Raw genomic sequence first — 18,327 nt, forward strand, 5'->3', positions numbered from 1 at the left:
CTAGTCATCTGGAACTAAAGTAAGCTTCATTGTATGTTGTGTGTGCGACAAGAGGAGCGCAGCATGGCGAATGCGAGCGGACGGCCGACGGCACCGGTGGTTTTGGAGCCTGAAGAACGTGAGTATTTGGAGCGGCAGGTCCGGCGGCGGCGGGTATCCCGCTCGATATCGGAGCGGTGTCGGATCATCCTACGCTGCGCGGACGGCATCCAAAGCAAGGTCGTAGCGGCGGAGTTGGGAGTGCATGAGCACACCGTCGGCAAGTGGCGCCGGCGCTTTCTCAAGGATCGTATCGAAGGGCTGCTGGACGAGGCTCGACCAGGCAGGCCCAGATCGATCGCGGACGATCAGGTGGCGGCCGTGATCGAGCGGACGCTGCGTTCAAAGCCCGATGACGCGACCCACTGGTCGATCCGCTCGATGGCAGGAGAAACTGGCTTCTCACACACGACGATCCGACGCATCTGGACCGCCTTCGGACTTCAGCCGCATCGCTCGGAGACGTTCAAGCTGTCGAGCGATCCGCTGTTCGTCGACAAGGTCCGCGATATCGTCGGTCTGTATTTGTCGCCGCCCAACCGAGCGTTGGTGCTCAGCGTGGACGAGAAGAGCCAGATTCAAGCTCTCGATCGCGAGCAGCCGGTCCTTCCGATGATGCCTGGCATGCCGGAGCGCCGCACGCACAGCTATGTCCGTCATGGCACGACCTCACTCTTCGCAGCGCTCGATATTGCCTCGGGCTTTGTCATCGGCAAATGCTACAAGCGTCACCGCGCCACCGAGTTTCTCGACTTCCTCAAACAGATCGACGCGCAGGTACCGCGCGACCTCGATGTCCACATCATCATGGACAATTACGCCACTCACAAGACCGCGTTGGTCCGGGCATGGCTCGCCCGTCGCCCGCACTACCATGTCCATTTCACGCCAACCTCGGCATCCTGGATCAACCAGGTCGAACGCTGGTTTGCCGAGCTTACCCGCAAGCAGTTACGCCGCGGAGTTCATACCTCCACGAGCGAACTGGAGCAGGACATCCGAACCTTCATCGAACGTCACAATCAGAACCCAAAGCCGTACCGATGGACAAAGTCGGCAGACGAGATCCTCGCCTCGGTCAAGCGCTTCTGCCAGACCGCAGAACGCACATTATGTGGCGAACTTTAGATTCAGATGACTAGAGTGGTTGATCCGGTGCAATCGGATCGAAAACCGCTCCAAGAAAGCCCTAGGCGGCCCGGCGGGACCTCACGCGCCAGTCAAGGCATCCGTTCAGGCAAGGCCCTCGTGATCGAGGTGCAGGTAGTTGGGATTGAACAGCGCCACGGACATCAGACGGTCGAGGTCGAAGACCTTCAGCCGCTTGTTACGCAGTTCGATGAGCTGGTCCCGGCGCATTTCCTGAATGGTGCGGTTGACGTGCACTTGCGTGAGGCCGGTGGCTTCCGCGATTTCGGACTGGGTGAGCGGGAATTCGCACTCGTCGTCGTCGGTGCGGCCCGTGGTGCGCAGGCGCACGAACATCTCGCAGAACAAATGCGCGATGCGCTCGTAGGCTGTGCGCTGGCCGATATTGGTGGTCCACTCGCGCTGGATCGCGACCGTGACCAGTTCGTTCCACCAGAGTGCCTGGGCGATGCGGGGCGAACGCTCCATGATTTCCTGGAATTCGCTTTGCGAGATTTCCGCCAGCTTCACCCGCGTCACCGTCGAGAGCGAGTGGTCCATCTGCTTGAGGATGAAGATATTGGCGTCGCACAAGTCGCCAGCGATGAAGAACGACAGGATCTGCCGCCGGCCGTCGGCGAGCTGCTTGTAGCGCTGCGCCCAGCCTTCGAGAATGACGTTGACGAACCGCGGGCGTTCGCCTTCGCGGATGATATCCTGCCTGGGTTCAAGAATGCGAACCCGCCGTTGCAGCGCTTGGGTCAGTATTTCACGGTCAGCACTGGCGAGCCTGACAAACGCGGAAAGATGCAACGTCAAGGAATGTTCCGGTCCCCGAGAGAAGATTATCCATCTTCCTTGGGCGGTCCCATCGGTCGCTACATTCACATGCGTTAATCCTGAGTGACCTGGGCGACACTCTCGCATGAAAATCGGCCGTTATCGCGTGGTTAGCTTGCAGATGTGCGTGGCCAGTCAATAACTTAAATCAAGGAACTCCGGGATTTTCGGGAGTACGATCCCTCACGTCGCATCGCCTGCGCGGTCGTTCGCTCGGCGTGATGCTTTCGCAAATCCCATGGAGAACACATGTCCGCCGAACTCGCCGACGTCCGTGTCCTCATCGTAGAGGATGAATATCTGATCGCTCTCGAACTCGCCGCGGCGCTGGAAGACCAGGGCGTGGCGGTGATCGGCCCGGCGACCACCCTGGCCGAGGCGGAAGCCTTGTGCCGCAACACGGACGGGATCGACGGCGCCATCCTCGATATCGACCTGCGGGGCGAGCCCGTCTACCCGCTGGCTGACGCGCTGCGAGACAATGCCGTGCCCTTCCTGTTTTCGACAGGCTGCGATGCGAGCCAGATCCCGGCTCGCTTCATCGATGTTCCCCGCTGCGAAAAGCCGGCCGGCAGCGCGGAAGTGCTGCGGCAGTTCACGCGCAATCTTCAACTGGGGGGAGACGCGGTCACTTCGTGATCGAGCTCAGGTTTATGGCGGACTGCTTGCCGTTGCGTGCAACAAGAACCTCGAACGCCACCCTCTGCCCTTTCGCCAGACCGGGCAGCTGCGCGGCCTGAACCGTCGTGACGTGCACGAAATAGTCCTGCCCGCCCTCGTCAGGCGCTATGAAGCCATAGCCCTTGGCCGCGCTGAAGAAAATCACCGTTCCGTTCGGCATGAAAGTACCCCCGACACCCGTCGGCAGAGGTAGCGGCTGCGACCCGACCGTCTATCACCCAGGATATAGGTCCCTCCTCACGCGCCTCACTTCCGTTTTCGCAGCCCTTGGCCGGATCACGGCTCGGCGGATCGAATGGCCTTCACCTCCAACCGGATGGTGATCGCGAACTCGATCGAACCATCCTCGTTGCGCACGGAGACCAGAAGCCGGCTGTGATCCAGCAGCATCGGCTCGTCCTTGAGCAGTTCCCCGGCGAAGCGCACGGCTTCCCGGCGCGCGGCGTTTTCGTCGAGAAGCTCGGTGCCGGCCAGGTCCACTTCGCGCACGCCATTCGTGACTTTGAAAAAGTACCGCATGTCATCGACCTCCCGCCTCCTTCGGTGAACGATGCGGCGCGGCAATTCGTGCCCGGAGGGGTCAGCTTCGGCGGTGAATGTGCAGATAGTTGGGATCGAAGGCCGCGATCTCCTCCAGCCGGCGCGCATCGTGGATCTTCAGGGTCCGGTCGGTGAGCGAGATCAGCCCTTCTGCACGCATACGCCCCAGCACCCGGTTGACGTGCACTTTGGTCAGGCCGATGGTGTCGCCAAGCTGTTCCTGGGTCAGCGGAAGGAACACCTCGTCGCCGGACACCAGGCCCACCTGCTCCATTCGCAGCCGCACCTCGCAGAACAAATGGGCGATGCCGCTATAGGCGTCGCGCTGGCCCATATTGACCAGCCATTCGCGCAGGACCGCCTCATCCACCAGGGTCGACCAGAACAGGGCCTGCGCGATCGCCGGATGCTCATTGAGCATCTGCTGCATCTCGTTCCTGGAGATCGCCGCGACGCGCGCATCGCTGAGCAGGCCGATGGCGTGATCCATTTCCCTGAGGATGAAGATGTGAATGTCGCACAAGTCGCCGGGGATCAGGTAGGCCAGGATCTGACGGCTGCCATCGGGGAGGATCTTGTACCGGTAGGCCCAGCCTTCGACGAGCAGGAAGACTTCGCTCGGCCGGTCGCCTTCTCCGATCAGGTCGCTGCCCGCCCGATATTCGCGGGTACGCGAACAGATAGCGTTCAGCAGGTCGAGATCCCCGTCCTGAAGCGCGGCGAAGCTCGCCAGCTTGCGAACGAGGGGATTGGCCAAGCTGTTTCTCCTGGATAGTGCCGGACTCGGGTGGGAGCAAAGGCCGAGCCTATTCCCATTTCCGCGGCATGTCTGCCAAATCCCTCATGCGCCCTCGCGATCGGGGACGGCGGTGAACGGAACCAGGAAAGGTGGGAGGGTTGAAAAAAGGACCGTCCGGGGGGCCGTGACGGTCCTTTCCCTCGAGGGCGGCGCGCTGCATTGGGGCGCAGTCGAGCCGCAGCGCGCCCCTAGCCGAAGCGTGTCGAAGTGCACAATAGCCCCATTCGACGACTTGTGAGCGCAGCGCGGCGAACTGCGCCCCGTGGCTGCTCTACCCCTGTCGCGAAGAACGCGGACGCTCCGGATCAGTTTTGTGGAAGCGATAAGCCTGCCGCGCCTGAGGCCAGCCCCGCACGAATGCGCCGATCCGGCTGCTACCCAACGCCCCGCCGAACAGAAAGCCCTGCGCAATGTCGCAGCCCAGTTCGCAAAGGCGGCCAAGCTGCGCTTCGTTCTCCACCCCTTCGGCCACTGTCCGGATGTTCATGCGTTGCGCGATGTCGATGATGCCGTGAACGATGGCGAAGTCGGAGCTGTTGGTCCCGTCCAGCCGCGAAACGAAGGATCTGTCGATCTTCAGCACGTCCACGGGGAACTGTTGAAGATGGGTCAACGATGCGTAACCGGTGCCGAAATCGTCGAGAGCGATCGTTACGCCCTCGCTCGCGAGTGTCCGCAGCGCCCGCTCCACGGTATCGGCGGCCCGGCCCAGGAAGACGCTTTCCGTCACTTCCAGCTCCAGCAGGCTGGGCGAAAGGTCCAGGGCATGCAGTCGCGAGAGGATGCGCTCGGCAAAGTCGTCGCGCCGGAAATCGACCGGCGATCCATTGATGGCGATCCGGCCGGTCTCGATGCCGCGCTCCTGCCACTCCGCCATGTCCTTCAGAACGCGCTCCAGCATCCGGTCGGTGAGTTGCGTGGAGAGCGCACTGTCCTCGAAAGCAGCGTGAATGGTTCCGGGCGGCTGCAATCCCCGTTCCCGGTGATGCCAGCGCAGCAAGGCCTCGAAACCGACGATCTGGCCGCTCTCCAGGCTGATCTTGGGCTGGTAGAAGGGAACGATCCGCTCCTCGCCCAAAGCGTCGCGAGCCTCGCGCAGCATGGAATTGCGGCTTTCCACCGCGTGGCGCAGTTCGGGATGGAAACTCTCGACATCTCCGGCGCTGCGCGCCTTGGCGGTATAGAGCGCCAGGTCCGCGCTCTTGAGGATCGCTTCCGCGTCGGCGCCGTCCCGCGGCCAGATCGCCGCACCGGCGCTGACGCCCACTTCCACCACGCTTTCGTCGATCGTCATCGGCTGCGCCACCGTTTCCAGGATGCGCTTGATCCGGGACGGCGCGCTTTCGTCGAGGTCCGGAAGGATGATCGCGAACTCGTCCCCGCCGAGCCGGGCTGCGATTGCGCTGTCGGGAAGGCCGGCGGAGAGCCGATCCGCAACGGCCTGCAACACGGCATCCCCGGCCCCATGCCCGAGGCTGTCGTTTATGCCCTTGAAGTTATCGACATCGAAGACCACGACACCGACGTGCGAGCCGTCGCCATGCGCGCGGGTGAGCGCCGTTTCCAGGCGAACGGCGAAGTGGGCGCGGTTGGGCAGGTTCGTCAGCGCATCGTGGTAGGCCGCGCGGCGCAGTTCGGCCTCGGCGCGCCGCGCCTGCGTGACGTCCTGCAAGGCGCCGATCGAGCGCCGTGGGCGGCCGTTCTCGTCCCGCAGCACATAGCCGCGCGACAGGAGGTGCACGTAAGACCCATCGCCCGAACGGAAGCGGAATTCGTGGCTCCAGCTGTCGCATTCGCCGATCTGGACGCGCGCTGCCATGGCATCGACGCTGGCCACGTCCTCGGGATGGATCTGCGCGCGCCACCACGCGACGGAAGTTCCGCGTGCCGCTTTCGCGTGACCGTAGATGCTCTGCCCGCCGTCCGCCCACTCGATCCGGTCGGTTCCGTGCGACCAGTCCCATATAAGATCGTTGGTCGCCCGCGAGGCCAGCCGGTATCGCTCCTCGCTGTCGCGCAAGGCCGCCTCCGCCGCGACCTGGTCGTCGATGTCTTCCAGGTTGCCGTACCACTTGACGATCCGCCCCTCGCTGTCGCGGCGGGGGTAGGAGCGCGCCCGTACCCAGCAGTAACGGCCATCCGCGCGCCTCAGGCGGTAGCGCACATCCGCTACCGGATGATCGACGGACTGGAGCGCCGTGCGCCACTGGTCGAGCACCCGCTCGACATCGTCTGGATGGACCGCAAGGATCCAGCCCGAGCCCATGCCCTCCTCCACGGACATGCCGGTCAATACCGTCCAACGCGGGCTGATCTCGCAAATGGATCCGTCCGGGTTGCTGGTCCAGGGGATCTGGGGATTGAGATCGACGGAGTAGCGATAATGCTCCTGGCTCTGCTCCAACGCCTGGAGCAGCAGGCTCATCTCGGAACGCGAACGCAGTACTTCGGAGAACGCCGAGCGGTTGGTCGCCAGGGTGCGCAGGATGACCACGGCCGCCAGCAGGAACGTCAAGCCGGTGCCGAAGAGATACCAGTCGCCAGACACCAGCATCTGCACGGTAACGGGTGCCGCGCCGAACAGCATGACCAGGCGTGCGGCCGAGGGAAGCGCCTGAAGGCAATAGCAGCAGCCGATCGCGCCGACGAAGACGTAGAGCGCCACCGAACTCGCCCGAAGCGGATCGGCCTGGGCGAACAAGAGCAGGCCCCAGAGCCCGAACAGCAGGCTGAGAACCACCGCCGCGATCTTCGTTCCGCGAAGCTGCCGCCGGATCGCCGCGATCGAAGGCGCATCCCGCCGGCGTGCCAGCCACACGGCGGCGCGCAGCGACGTGACGAGGATCAGCGCCGCCGGCACGCCCATGCTCAGCAGCGGCGGCACTTCCCGGCTGGCGACCGCCGCCAGAAAGGCCGCGTTGATCGTCATGAGCAAGTACATGAGCGGGATCTGCTGACGCAGACTCAGGTACTGCTCTCGTACCAAAGCTTCAGATTGCCCGTCCGGCTCCCACAGACTCTTTAGAATTCGCACCCTCAGCCATATAGCATGTTGATCGGAGGGCAGGGTCACATAGATTGATTAATAATTCTTCCGATCCATCTTGTGCATTACGCCTGCTTTTGCATGCGCAAGAAACATCAGCGCCGGTTATTTGCCTTTAGGATCAAACACCTGAATCCTCTTGCCCGGCCCCGATCGGCTCTAGGCCACTTCGGCGCGGCGCTCCCAGTTGTTCTCGAAATAGCCGAAAACCTCGTCCGCTTCGATCGGCCGGCTGTAGAAATAGCCTTGCAGATGGGTGCAGCCCGCGCTCTTGGTGGCTCCGATCAGGTGCGCGTCGCTGATGCCTTCCGCGACGACTTCGGCACCGACGTGACGCGCCATCGTCACCGCCGCTTCCAGCACCGCCACCGAAGCCGGATCCTGCCCCAGGTCCATGACGAGGCTGCGATCGAGCTTCATCCGGTCGAACTTGAAACTCTTGACCATGGAGAGCGAGGAATATCCCGTCCCAAAGTCGTCCAGCGCGATGCGAAAGCCCAGGTTGCGCAGCATGTTGAGCGTCAGCAAGGCACGCGTGTTGCGTTCGATCGAAAGCGATTCGGTCACTTCCAGGAACAGGCGGCTCGGCGCGATGTGGTAGCGGTTGCAGCAGTCGAGCAGGAACGTGCTGAAGCCGTCGTGCTGCAATTGCAGGGGCGAAAGGTTGATGCTCATGTCCATGCCGGGCCAGCGTGCGAAGTCCTGCAGCGCGCGCTGGATGATCCACTCGCCCAGCCGCACCATCAGCCCGCTGCGCTCAGCTGCGGGGATGAAGGTGGACGGCGGCACTTCGCCGAGTTCCGGGTGCTTCCAGCGGACCAGTGCCTCGACCTCACGCGTGTCGTCCTCTACCGAGTGGATTGGCTGATAGACCATGCGAAGCTGTTGCTTTTCGAAAGCGGACTCCAGGTCCTTCTCCAGTGCGCGGTCGATCGCCCGCTCCTCGGCCATCGAAGGCGAGAACGAGGTCGCGCAGTTGCGGCCGTTCTTCTTGGAGGCGTAAAGCGCCATGTCCGCCTTTCGCAGCGTGCCGTCGATGTCGATATCGGCTGATGCGGGAAGATCCACGATCCCCAGCGACACCGTGACTACCACCGAATATTCGCCGAGGCTGAACGGCTCCCGCACGGCGTTTACCAGCCGATCGGCGAGGGCTTCGCCGTCCACGCCGGGCGCCAGCGGCATGGCGAGTGCGAATTCGTCGCCGCCGACGCGGGCGATTATGCCATCCGATCCCAGCACTCCTTTCACGCGCAGACCGATCATGCGGACGAGTTTGTCGCCCGCAGCATGGCCGTAATCGTCGTTGATGTGCTTGAAGCGATCGATGTCGATCAGCATGCAGGCGAAGCGGCGGCCGCCACCGGCGGTGAGCAGCTTGACCACGTCCTCCTGGAAGGCCCGGCGATTGGGCAGGCCGGTCGCAGGATCGCTGAAGGCCAGGTTCTTCACTGCCTTGGCGTTCTTGCGGAAAGTTTCCAGCGGGCCGGACAGCGCCTTCAGTTCCTTCAGCCGGAATGTGCCGATCTCCAGATCGAGATCGCCTTCGGCAAGGCCCTGGAGGTAACCGTGCATCCGCCGGATGGCCGGCAGGATGTTGCGCAGGATGTCGAAGAGGACCAGCAGAACCACCAGGATCGTGACGAGGCCGGTGCCCAGCACCAGCATCTGCCAACGGCCGATGGAAGCGATGAGCCGCTTCTGCGCGGCCTCCCGGTTCTCCCGCGCCTGGGTGACGAGATTGTCCGCGAAGTGTGCCATGGCATTGTTGCGGCGTTCGATGCGCGCGATCAGCCCCTTGCTGGCCGGAACGCCGGTGGCGGCGCTGGCCTGAACTTCCAGGATCGCCGCGACATGGCGATCGAGATCCGAGAACGGGTTATCCGCTTCCGGCACGCCGGAGAACGCGGCGCCGCTGCTGCGGAGCCTGGCGAGCCGGTCGCCGATGGCGATCGCGGAGTCGGTAAGCTCGTCGCTGGTGCTGGCGGCATTGCTGGCCACCAGACCGCGATTGGTCGCCATGCGCAGCTTGCCCACGGCGACGGCGAACTGGTCGGCGCTTTCCGCCACTGCCGACATGGTGATCAGCGCGGCGCTTTCCTGCCGCAGCGCGAAAGCCTCTCTTTGCGTGACCACCTGAAGTACCACGCTGAGTGCCGCGATCAGGCACAGTGCCCCGACGAGCCTATTCTCCAGCGACGCGAAGAAGCGCGCCAATCCCCATTTCATATCAGCCATCTTGCACCCGAATTTCGGTCCGGGATCGTCCAGATCCCTACCCCAACCACGGCTGCGGCTAATCCCGAATGGCTAACAAGATCTAAGTATGTTAGTTATTTAATTTAAACATCCGTCATAACGCTGTAACATTTTCCGGCAGCACCGCAGCCGAGATTTCGGGCGCGAGAATGCCCTGCGATTCTCCAGCGATGGGGCCGGGTGCGTCGCCGGTCTTCCGAAGATCGAAAGATCTACTTCTTCGTGAAAGCCGCGGCGATCTTCAATTCGACTTCGTCCGACACCATCGGCACGCCGAATCCCAGACCGAAATCGCTGCGCCTGATCTGCGCCTTGGCCTCGAAGCCGATGTTGTCACCGCCGCCCATTTGCGCCGGCCCCGGGCCTGCTCCGTAAAAGCGCGCCGACAGGACCACCGGCCTGGTGACTCCGTTCAGCGTCAAGTTGCCGGTGACGTCGGCTTGGTCCGCCGCTTTGCGCTTCACCGCAGTGGACACGAAAGTCGCCGCGGCAGGAGCGGGTCCGAAGAAATCGGGCTTTCCACCCGCTTCCCTGGGGCCGCGCAGGAGGTGGTCGGTCAGCCCGGCACTGGCCGTGGTCACTTTGGCGACCGGGATCGTCACCGAGACTTTGGCATTCTCAGGCGTCTTCGGATCGATCTGCAGCGAGCCGGTGATGTCTCCGAAAAGCCCGAAGTATGGCGAGAAGCCCAGGTGGTCGACTTGCCATTCCACCAGGGTATGGTGCGGATCCGCCTCGTACGTGCCGGCCTTGACCAGGCTTGCGTCGCGTTTGCCGGGTGGGCCGGAAGGCTGTCCCTGCGCCAAGAGCGGGGCCGCGGCGATGGCGCCCACGCCGGCGACCAGACCGAGAGCGGCGGAAAGAGCCAAATAGCGTCGCATGCGGGATCCTCGATGAAGCGGGCTGTAGGGAAGGGATGCTGCCTTGTGCGCCGCGGCGTGTCAAAGCGAAATAGCGGTCAGATCGGCTCGAATTCATATTGCCGTCAACAATGCTTGCGACGAATACTGTTTCGAAACGTGTCATCTGCTGAAAAACAACGTCCGTAAAAGAACGAAGCACTTGCATGAAGGCCGATGCGGTGCTCAAGAAAGGCGTGGGGGGAAGCAACAATGCAAACGGGTATGCACGGTATTATGGTCAACGAAGCTCTTCTTGAACTCGCCGCCGATATCATCACGGCGCACGTCAGCAATAACAAAGTGGAGCCAGACCGGCTGCCGGCCCTGATCCAGTCGGTCTATGGATCGCTCGCCCAGCTCGGCCAGGCGCCGGAAGTCGCCGAAGAGCAGCGCAAACCAGCCGTTTCGGTTCGTTCCTCGGTGAAGCCCGATGCCGTGACCTGCCTGGAATGCGGCGAGAAGCTGAAGATGCTGAAGCGTCACCTGATGACCGACCATGGGCTGACCCCAGAGGATTACCGCGGGCGCTGGAACCTGCCGGCCGACTATCCGCTGGTCGCTCCCGAATATGCGCAGCGCCGCAAGGAACTAGCGCACAAGATCGGCCTTGGCCGCAAGCCGCAGGGCGCGGACGAAGCGGCGGTCGTGGAATCGGCGTTGGAACCGGCATCGCCGAAAGCCAAGCGAGCGCCGCGCAAGAAGGCGGCGTCCGTTCCTGAAAGCGAATGACCGGGCGGCGCTGGACGCACTTCAGCGCCAGCCTCGTACAGTGAAAAAAAGCCGCCTCGATCACGCGAGGCGGCTTTTTCTTTGCATAGCCTGAGAAGGTGAGCCGAACGTCAGGGAGCCGCAGCATCGAGGAAGGGCTGAACCCTCAAGCGAGGGAAGACCTCTTCGATCGACTTGATGTCCGGCAAGATATAGACGTAGCCGCCTTTCTTCTGAAACAGGGGCACGACGCCCTTGTTGTAGAAGACCTTCGGAACATTGATGCACCCGAACGTGATGCGATTGTCCGCGATCGTCTTGGACAGCATCCGCTCTCGGCGCTTTTCCTTGTTCCCCACCGGGATCGTGTGGAGCGCCACCGAAGTGGCGTAATCCACCCAGAGGACCTTCTGGTTGCCGGCCGCCTTTCCGAACTTCGCCAAGAAGCGGCCGGCAGGCGTGGTACGCTCTGCCGGGCCGATCTCGGAAAGGGACTTGGCGCCGATCCCTGGAGTGGCATCGTCGCCCGGCTGCACGCCGATCAGAACCGGCGCATCGCCGAGTGCCTTGCCCTGCCCATTGAACAAGTAGGCTCTGGCGGCCTTCTTATCGATGACGACATAGGGCAGCGATCGATTGTCGTGAGACGAGGCGACCCATCGAACGACGCGCGAAGCCTCGTCCGATCGTTCCGCCTGCGCCCCCCCGCCAGCCGCTTCCTTAACGGTAACGCTTTCGGTCGCAGCCTGCGAGGACGCCGGAGCAGACGCACTTTCCGCCGCACCGGCAGGTGCCGCAGCAAGAAGCGCGAGTCCGGCAAGCGCCAGCGGAACGGTGATCATTTTCGAAGTGCACTCGGGGAATCGGCCGACACCAGGACGGTGTCGACGCTGGAACGTCGGGACTTTATATCAGGCTGGGCCGGAAAGCGACCTCAGTTGCGGGCGCGCTTGCGCTGAGCCTGCTGCATCTGCTGCTCGACACCGTCGACGCGGGCGTTGAGCTGGTCGAGGCGCTGGCCGTTCTGCTGAGCCTGACCCGAAGCGGCCTGTGCTTCGGAAAGCGCCTGCTGAGCCGTGGTGTCGGTAGCCTGGAGCTTCGTCTCGAGTCCATCGACGCGTTGGTTAACCACCGCGACCTGTTCGCGCACGAAACCCTTGGTGGCGCAGCCACCCAGCCCCAGAGCGCCTACCAGCATTACGACTGCGGGAGCAAGTTTCGTCATAGACGGCGACATGGTATTTCCTCCAATTGGTGAGTATTAACCCATTCTCCCAAGCGCAGGCTTGCGCTTCGAACAATATGATTCTGTCCGATTGTGCATCCTGTAGGCTGAAGCGATGACGATCGCTATTCCCTCATACCGATGGATAAGACGCGAGTTGTGCCGACCAGCAGATCAATACTTTATTTATAAGGATTTCGACGAACGCATGCTTGATGCCCGATGCGCGATGGCGCTCGGCTTCAGTCAGGTCATCCTCCCGCGAACCGCGATGCGCCGGTTCGCTCGTTAGGCCGGATATGAACCTGTCCGGATGGACGCCATATGAACGAAACGGGACACAATGCCGCCTGCGCCTGCTTGCGGTCCCTCGGTCAGCGGCAAGGGACCATTCCGCTTTCGCGGCGCACGTAATCGCTCAGGGTCTCCGCGACGGAATGTGAGAGTGACAGGAACTCGCGGCGCCGATCCGATTCGTCGGGATAGCGCACAAGTATGCCCTGCTCGACCAGACGCCTGACGAGGCGCAAGGCAGTCGTCATCGGCGCGCCTGAGGCGATGCAAGCGCTGGTGACGGACACCTTGCGGCCTTCGAACTCGGCCAGCAGCAGATCGAGAAGCATTTCCCAGGCCGGATCGCCGAACAGTTCACCCCCGCCGATCGCGCGGCGGACGACGGCATCGCGCAGCAGCCCTCGGATATAGTCAGGGATAGCCGCGGTGGCGGTGGCCGGCTGCTCCCCTTCGTCACTCGGCGCCGGCTCAGCCCGGGCTTCGGGAGACGCGAGAGCCCCCGCATCCGCGCCCGGCACTCGCACCCGGATCAGCCCGGCGACGTGGCCCAACTCCCGCGACAAAGCGGCCAGCCGTGCGGACAGGCTCTTCTCCTCAGGGACGTTCTCACGTGGAATTTGCGGGCCGCTTTCCATAGCACGCTGCAAAGCCTCGGCCAGACTGGCGGGAGCTACCGGCTTTTCCAGCAGATCGACCACCGATGCGCGCAAGGCGGTGAGCGCCAGCTCCTTGCTGGGTCGCGCGGCCGTGAGAATGACTTTCGGGCGCTGCCGGGCGGCAGGAGCGCGGCGTGCCAGCGTGCCGATCAACGAGAGATCGCCGGTGCCGGGGAAATGGCTGTCGACAATGGCGACCCTCGCCCGGCCGCGCTCCAGCAAAGCTTCGGCTTCCCAGGCGTCACGAACAGAAATGGGAGACAAACCGAGACGCCGAACTTCGATAAGGCACTGTGTTTTGGCGACTTCATCAAGGTCCAGAACGAGAACTGCACGCTCTTCGTCCCCTACTGCATCCGACTTCATGTGAAAGATGTTCTCTGGCGACTTTCGGGCTTGATACCCATTGGCGAACATAGGAAAAATCGGGGCGGGGGCGACAATCTAGGTTATTGCAGCCAGGTAGCACCGCAGAAAAATCGTCCTGATCAGGTCTGGACATGCCGCAGTTCTGATGGAATTCGTCCAAACGCGCCGCGAATTGCAATAGTGCACCTTGAAAAGTGCACATTTGGACAAGGGCGGAAAGAAACGGTTCCGTCTTGTCATCAGCGTCACCCGATCGGCGGGCGACGAGCAGAAGGAACTTGCAGTTGATCACGATCCTCAGCGCACGCCGTTACCTGGGACTGGCAGGGCTCGCCCTGCTGACGTCCTGCGCGACCCTTCCGCAGGACGATGCCGCTGCACCCGATATGAACGGCGCGGAAACGATCGCGATCTCGGTCGGCCCGTGTTTCGGCTTCTGCCCCGTCTACAATGTCGGCATCGTCCCCAAGGGCAAGATCACGTTCGAAGGCCTGCGCCATACGGTGGTGCTCGGAGAACGGCAGCGCGAAGCGGGCGCGGCGGCATACCGCGCGCTCTCCGCCGACCTGGCGCCCTATCGCCCGCAGACCGGAACGAGCACCACGGTCGAATGCGAAGCGGCCATCAGCGACACGTCCACTTATACGATCACCTGGACCGACCCGCGCGGCAACCAGACCGTCGCCCGCCACCACCGTGGCTGCTCGAGCGGCCCCGGCCGAGCGCTGGATGGCCTTCTCGACAGCATGCCTTCCCGCCTCGGCATAACCGACTGGGCGAAGCAGATCACCCGGCCGGGCGAATCGCGCGGCTGAAGATGCGCCTCAGGACGGCTTGCGCACCATGGCGACCGCCTTGCCGAGCATCTCGGCGGTGGCGGCGCCGGGGAGCAGGTACGAGCCGATCACCATGGCCGGCGTGCCCGTCAGGTTCATGCCTTCGGCAAGCCGTCCGGTTCGCGCGAGGGCGGCGTCGATATCTCCCTTGTGCAGGGCGAGGTCGGCCTTGAGCCGTTTCACGTCGAGCCCTGCGCGCTGTGCTGCAGCCGCGATCGCCTGGCTGTCGAGCCGACCGCTCGTGGCCATGAGGGCGTCGTTGAACGCGGCATGCTTGCCCTGATAGCGCGAAGCCAGCGCCGAGCGCGCCGCCTCCACCGAGGCCGCGCCGAAGATCGGCCAGTCGCGATAGACCACGCGGACCTTGCGGTCCTGCCGGAGCAGTTGCTGGAGCGAAGCGTGGAGCTTGCGGCAATAGGGGCATTGATAATCGGAGAAGACGACGATCGTGACGTCATATCCCGCCGGCGCCACGCTGGGCATGGCGGGATCGTTCTGCAACGCGGCCAGCAATGCACCGTTCCCGGCGACCTTTCCCTCGGCTGCCAGCGCGGCTTGCGCTGAAGTGGCGAGGCCGGTGCCGAGAAGCACGGCCAATGCCGCTGCAAGCGAGAGGCGCCCTGCCTGCAAAATCCTCATTCCATATTCCTCCGATAGCCTCAGCGAACCCGGCCGGCGCCGGTCCTAGACCATTTTCTAATCAGGTGGAATCACCTGATGACTCCGAAAATGCTTCAAACCAGAGACTTAGAGTGGTTGACCCGATGCAACGGGATCGGAAACCGCTTGTCTTATGACATCGCCGTCCGTTTGGGCCATGCTGGATTGCCCGGACCGGGGTGGCCACCCCGGTCCGGGCGGGAGGGACGGATCGCGAAACCGCCGGTCGTTAAGGGACCGGATTAGAGTAGGACCGCCCCTTTCTTTTCCATCAGGCCCGAACGGATACCGGGGTTTTGGACCCGGATGACAAGCATGGGACAGCGGCAGTGCAAGGGCCAGGCGGTGCGGAATCATCGATGTTCTCCGGTTTCGAGGACCGGCCCGGATCCGACGAGACGGAACCGGGCCGACCATTATCAGCGGTGGAAACGCAGGCTCAGGAAGAACGTGCGCCCGATCACGTCGTAGACGGCCGACTGGTAGCTCAGTTCGAAGTTGGCGCCGCCGGCCTCGGCGCCCGGTATGCGCGGGGGCTTGCGGTCGAAGGCATTTTTGAGGCCGCCGGACAGCTCGATATTGTCGGTCAGCGCCACGAAAGCCGAGAAGTCGTTGTAGAACACGTTCCGCGTCCAGACCTTGCTGTACTTGTCCGGCGTGATCGTGGTGGCGGCCTTCATCGGCGAGAAATGGCGCAGGGTCCAGGTCACGCCCATCCCCTCGCGCGAGTAACGGGTGCGCACGCCCCCCTTCCACTTGGGCGATCGGCTTGGCCGGTCGAATTCGGCGACCTCGCCCTTCCGCTGCCGATCAACATGATCCACGCGGCAAAAGGCGATTCCGATGCTCTCCTCAAGCACAGCTTTATTTCCGGTCGCAGCTCACACATTTTCTGGCAGCGCAAAGACAGTCTTACCCCCTGGCTTGCCATGCTGCCGGAGAACGGGGCAGCGCTGGAATACTGGGATGCGCCCAAGAATTCGCCCGACCTCTACAGGGTTTTCTTCCACGCCGCCGCTGAAGTCGCCGCCGTGCAGGCGGCAGGTTCACGCTGGCGCCTGCCCGCGACCAGCCTCACGCTCGCGCCGGGGGAGACAGCCCGGAGAGGCGTGCGTTTCCTGCTCGTGGACGGCTACGCCGCGATGCGCCGGACCATCGCCGAGCATGGGCTGATCGACGTCGAAGTCGTGCCGGGCATGACTGTGCCTACTGATCTGGAGGTGACGCTCTCATTGGGTTCCAGGGTCCCGGTCGTCCGGCTGGAACCCGAACACTCCCAGCATACCGAATGCACAGCGCTTGGAGAGCGGGCCGGGCGGAAGCTCTTTCACCTGCGCTTCGCGCGCCTCGGCGAAAACCACGTCACGCTGCATCAGGTAGACGGAGGGCGGACAACGCTGGAATTCTTCGTGACCGAACCGGTCGAGACAATGATCGCCAAGCGCGGGGCTTTCATCGCCGCACACCGTCACCGCGATCCCGCCAAGTGGTACGATGGCCTGCTGGCCGAATGGAACATGGAAAGCGAAACCCGGCTCGGTCCGGATAACTACGACCGGATAAAGGGCTGGCGGATCTACGAAGTGACCTGCGACGATCCAGGCCTCTCCAAGCCTGCCTTCCTGGCCGCCAAGAACGCCGATTATCCGGTGCAGGCCGAGATCGACGCGCTGGACGACTATGTCGAACACTTCGTCTGGGGCGGGCTCCAGCGCACGACCGAAGAGCAATGGCCTTACGCGCTCTACGGCATTCCAGACTGGAAGCGGAACCGCGACAGTGCCGACCCGGGTGACAAGGGCCGCAAGCATTTCTGGCGACCCTACGATTACCCGCACATCGTGCTGATGTATTTCGCACTCTGTCGCATCGCGCGAGACCGGCACGGTTTCCGCACGCGCCTGAATGCAGCCGCCTATCTCGAACGCGCTTTCGGCACTGCGCGGGCCATGTTCATTGCGCAGGCCTCGCAGCAGAGCTGCTCAGGGAACGCCGGATGTTCGCCTTCCAGGATCGCGTAGCCAATGCCAGCGTGACGGCTTCGGCGGCTTCCAGGCAGCAACTCGACGCTGCCGAATGACCGAGATGGGCGCGTAGCAGCCTTTTCCGCGGTCGACCCAAGTCGGCCATTCGCAGGCCGATTTTCAGTGCTCAGGTCCGGACGTTCCGCTAACCCGCGCCTGTCGATTTCAAAGTCTCCATCGCGGTACTAATGAGCACGCTCATTCTCCGCCCGAAGGAGGCAGCGTTCGCACGCCTTGTGACAGCGGTGCGATCATGGTAGCATCAGTTATGCTCAAGGCCCTGCCTAGCAAATAGTCGTGACCGCCACTGCCCGATCAGCGTCGATTGTTGATCGAGCAGTTGCACGTCGTGACGACTTGCTATGGCGGACCAGTTCTCAGATCGTATTCGTCAGAGCCTGCGCCAGAACATCGGCCAACCGCAGGCCGGCCTGCTTGAGGCGATAGGACACGAGATAGTAGTTGCGCGTCTCGTAATCGGGCGGGAGCACCTTTGCCGTGGTTGGGCATGCGATACCGGTTCGGCCGCCGCAGGCCGCGAGCTTGTAGGCATCGTTAGTGCCCGGCGTCACCGAATCGAGGCAGATGTACTTCTTCGCGAGATCGCGGCTCTCTACGGCCCAGTCACGCGGTGTTCCGCCCACCGGAGGATTGAGCGAGGTATTCCCCCAAAGCTCCTACCCCAGCGTGTCGGCGGTCCCATCCTTGCCGAGATGCCGCTTCACGATGGCATAATCCCAAATCGAATGGATATCGGATGCGATGGCGTTGCCGGCTGCGTCGACATTGAGGATGCCGCCGGGAATGATGACCTTGATCTGGGCGCCGGGCTCGGTACCGTGCAAGGACTGATGCAGGTCGCCCACCAGGTGCAGTACGAACTTCAGCGCTTCCAGGCGCTCTGCCGATGTATGCCCTGACGCATCGTGCAGGATCGCGGAATACTGCACAATCGCCTTGTCGGCACATATCGTCTGGGGGCTGTCGGCGATGCAGGCAGGCTCCGATGCCATCGGCACGGTGCCCAGCACCGGGATGTGGACCGAATGGGCCAGGTTGGGGTAGCTCGTGCGGAAATCATCCGCCCTTTTCGCCACCGCTTCATCGTACAGTTCGCCATCTCCCAGCAGCGCCTTGACCTTCTGCCAGACCGCCGGGTTGTCCTTCTTCAACTTCGCTTCCGCGATTCAGCCAACAACGGCGTGCGGAGTGCGGGCCTACGCATGGGCAGGCGCAGCGACGGACATGACTGCCAGGGGCAGCAAGCAGGCTGCGAGACGCGGCCGTTTCAGGATTGTCTTGTGGGTCATCGTTCCTCCAG

The 18,327-nt window shown here is 63.0% G+C and carries 19 protein-coding genes; 5 read left to right on the forward strand and 14 right to left on the reverse strand.

Annotated features, from left to right (window positions below; all coding sequences use genetic code 11):
* Positions 1-63: 63 nt before the first annotated feature.
* Complete coding sequence (locus L284_RS36865; protein ID WP_031341929.1) at positions 64-1,167, forward strand: IS630 family transposase; 1,104 nt, start codon at positions 64-66, stop codon at positions 1,165-1,167.
* A 105-nt stretch (positions 1,168-1,272) separates the two neighbouring features.
* Here the strand turns inward: L284_RS36865 and L284_RS36870 are convergent, their stop codons facing one another.
* Entirely contained in the window at positions 1,273-1,986 is a 714-nt protein-coding gene (locus L284_RS36870) for a Crp/Fnr family transcriptional regulator (protein ID WP_031342316.1), read from the reverse strand.
* Between the two features lie 270 nt (positions 1,987-2,256).
* Between L284_RS36870 and L284_RS36875 the strand changes: the two genes are divergently transcribed.
* Positions 2,257-2,646 (forward strand): response regulator, encoded by a 390-nt coding sequence (locus L284_RS36875; RefSeq protein ID WP_021234365.1) that lies wholly within the window; start codon positions 2,257-2,259, stop codon positions 2,644-2,646.
* Here the strand turns inward: L284_RS36875 and L284_RS36880 are convergent.
* From L284_RS36880 to L284_RS36900, 6 genes are all read right to left on the reverse strand, one after another.
* Positions 2,636-2,848, reverse strand: a complete 213-nt coding sequence (locus L284_RS36880) for a cold-shock protein (protein WP_021234366.1) — start codon at positions 2,846-2,848, stop codon at positions 2,636-2,638. The genes L284_RS36875 and L284_RS36880 overlap by 11 nt on opposite strands.
* A gap of 116 nt (positions 2,849-2,964) precedes the next feature.
* Positions 2,965-3,207, reverse strand: a complete 243-nt coding sequence (locus L284_RS36885; RefSeq protein ID WP_021234367.1) for a DUF6894 family protein — start codon at positions 3,205-3,207, stop codon at positions 2,965-2,967.
* Between the two features lie 61 nt (positions 3,208-3,268).
* Positions 3,269-3,985, reverse strand: a complete 717-nt coding sequence (locus tag L284_RS36890; RefSeq protein ID WP_021234368.1) for a Crp/Fnr family transcriptional regulator — start codon at positions 3,983-3,985, stop codon at positions 3,269-3,271.
* 313 nt (positions 3,986-4,298) lie between these two features.
* Positions 4,299-6,968: a putative bifunctional diguanylate cyclase/phosphodiesterase gene (locus tag L284_RS0124280; RefSeq protein WP_052018402.1), complete on the reverse strand. Its 2,670-nt coding sequence runs from the start codon at positions 6,966-6,968 to the stop codon at positions 4,299-4,301.
* Between the two features lie 264 nt (positions 6,969-7,232).
* On the reverse strand, positions 7,233-9,311 hold the full coding sequence (locus L284_RS36895) for a putative bifunctional diguanylate cyclase/phosphodiesterase (RefSeq protein WP_031342322.1): 2,079 nt from the start codon (positions 9,309-9,311) through the stop codon (positions 7,233-7,235).
* 233 nt (positions 9,312-9,544) lie between these two features.
* Positions 9,545-10,213, reverse strand: coding sequence for a YceI family protein (locus L284_RS36900; RefSeq protein ID WP_021234370.1), 669 nt, complete (start codon positions 10,211-10,213; stop codon positions 9,545-9,547).
* Positions 10,214-10,468: 255 nt separating this feature from the next.
* Here L284_RS36900 and L284_RS36905 point away from each other — a divergent pair, with 255 nt between their 5' ends.
* Positions 10,469-10,963, forward strand: coding sequence for a MucR family transcriptional regulator (locus tag L284_RS36905; RefSeq protein ID WP_021234371.1), 495 nt, complete (start codon positions 10,469-10,471; stop codon positions 10,961-10,963).
* 110 nt (positions 10,964-11,073) lie between these two features.
* On the opposite strand, the gene L284_RS36910 is transcribed toward L284_RS36905, so the two are convergent.
* The 3 genes from L284_RS36910 to L284_RS46885 all read right to left on the reverse strand — a co-directional run bounded on the left by L284_RS36910 (position 11,074) and on the right by L284_RS46885 (position 13,381).
* Positions 11,074-11,784, reverse strand: coding sequence for a hypothetical protein (locus L284_RS36910; protein WP_021234372.1), 711 nt, complete (start codon positions 11,782-11,784; stop codon positions 11,074-11,076).
* 92 nt (positions 11,785-11,876) lie between these two features.
* A complete protein-coding gene (locus tag L284_RS36915) occupies positions 11,877-12,179 on the reverse strand; it encodes a hypothetical protein (RefSeq protein ID WP_031342324.1) in 303 nt (100 codons plus the stop codon).
* Positions 12,180-12,541: 362 nt separating this feature from the next.
* The gene (locus tag L284_RS46885; RefSeq protein ID WP_160172123.1) at positions 12,542-13,381 is read right to left on the reverse strand and encodes a response regulator; all 840 of its coding nucleotides are present in this window, start codon (positions 13,379-13,381) and stop codon (positions 12,542-12,544) included.
* A gap of 389 nt (positions 13,382-13,770) precedes the next feature.
* Between L284_RS46885 and L284_RS36925 the strand changes: the two genes are divergently transcribed.
* Positions 13,771-14,301 carry a DUF6438 domain-containing protein gene (locus L284_RS36925; RefSeq protein WP_021234375.1) on the forward strand — a complete coding sequence of 177 codons (531 nt, stop codon included), beginning with the start codon at positions 13,771-13,773 and terminating at the stop codon, positions 14,299-14,301.
* Positions 14,302-14,310: 9 nt separating this feature from the next.
* On the opposite strand, the gene L284_RS36930 is transcribed toward L284_RS36925, so the two are convergent.
* Complete coding sequence (locus tag L284_RS36930) at positions 14,311-14,961, reverse strand: DsbA family protein (RefSeq protein WP_031342330.1); 651 nt, start codon at positions 14,959-14,961, stop codon at positions 14,311-14,313.
* Positions 14,962-15,401: 440 nt separating this feature from the next.
* Positions 15,402-15,725: a TonB-dependent receptor gene (locus tag L284_RS46890; RefSeq protein ID WP_235054381.1), complete on the reverse strand. Its 324-nt coding sequence runs from the start codon at positions 15,723-15,725 to the stop codon at positions 15,402-15,404.
* Here L284_RS46890 and L284_RS0124290 point away from each other — a divergent pair.
* Positions 15,672-17,003: a DUF5695 domain-containing protein gene (locus L284_RS0124290; protein WP_268745347.1), complete on the forward strand. Its 1,332-nt coding sequence runs from the start codon at positions 15,672-15,674 to the stop codon at positions 17,001-17,003. The two genes, L284_RS46890 and L284_RS0124290, sit on opposite strands and share 54 nt — an antisense overlap.
* Positions 17,004-17,383: 380 nt before the next feature.
* Here L284_RS0124290 and L284_RS36935 read toward each other — a convergent pair whose 3' ends face one another.
* On the reverse strand, positions 17,384-17,650 hold the full coding sequence (locus tag L284_RS36935) for a phospholipase C/P1 nuclease family protein (protein ID WP_021234379.1): 267 nt from the start codon (positions 17,648-17,650) through the stop codon (positions 17,384-17,386).
* A 33-nt stretch (positions 17,651-17,683) separates the two neighbouring features.
* A complete protein-coding gene (locus L284_RS36940) occupies positions 17,684-18,193 on the reverse strand; it encodes a S1/P1 nuclease (protein WP_081674011.1) in 510 nt (169 codons plus the stop codon).
* Positions 18,194-18,327: the final 134 nt, after the last annotated feature.

The sequence above is a fragment of the Novosphingobium lindaniclasticum LE124 genome (assembly GCF_000445125.1).
GTDB lineage: Bacteria > Pseudomonadota > Alphaproteobacteria > Sphingomonadales > Sphingomonadaceae > Novosphingobium > Novosphingobium lindaniclasticum.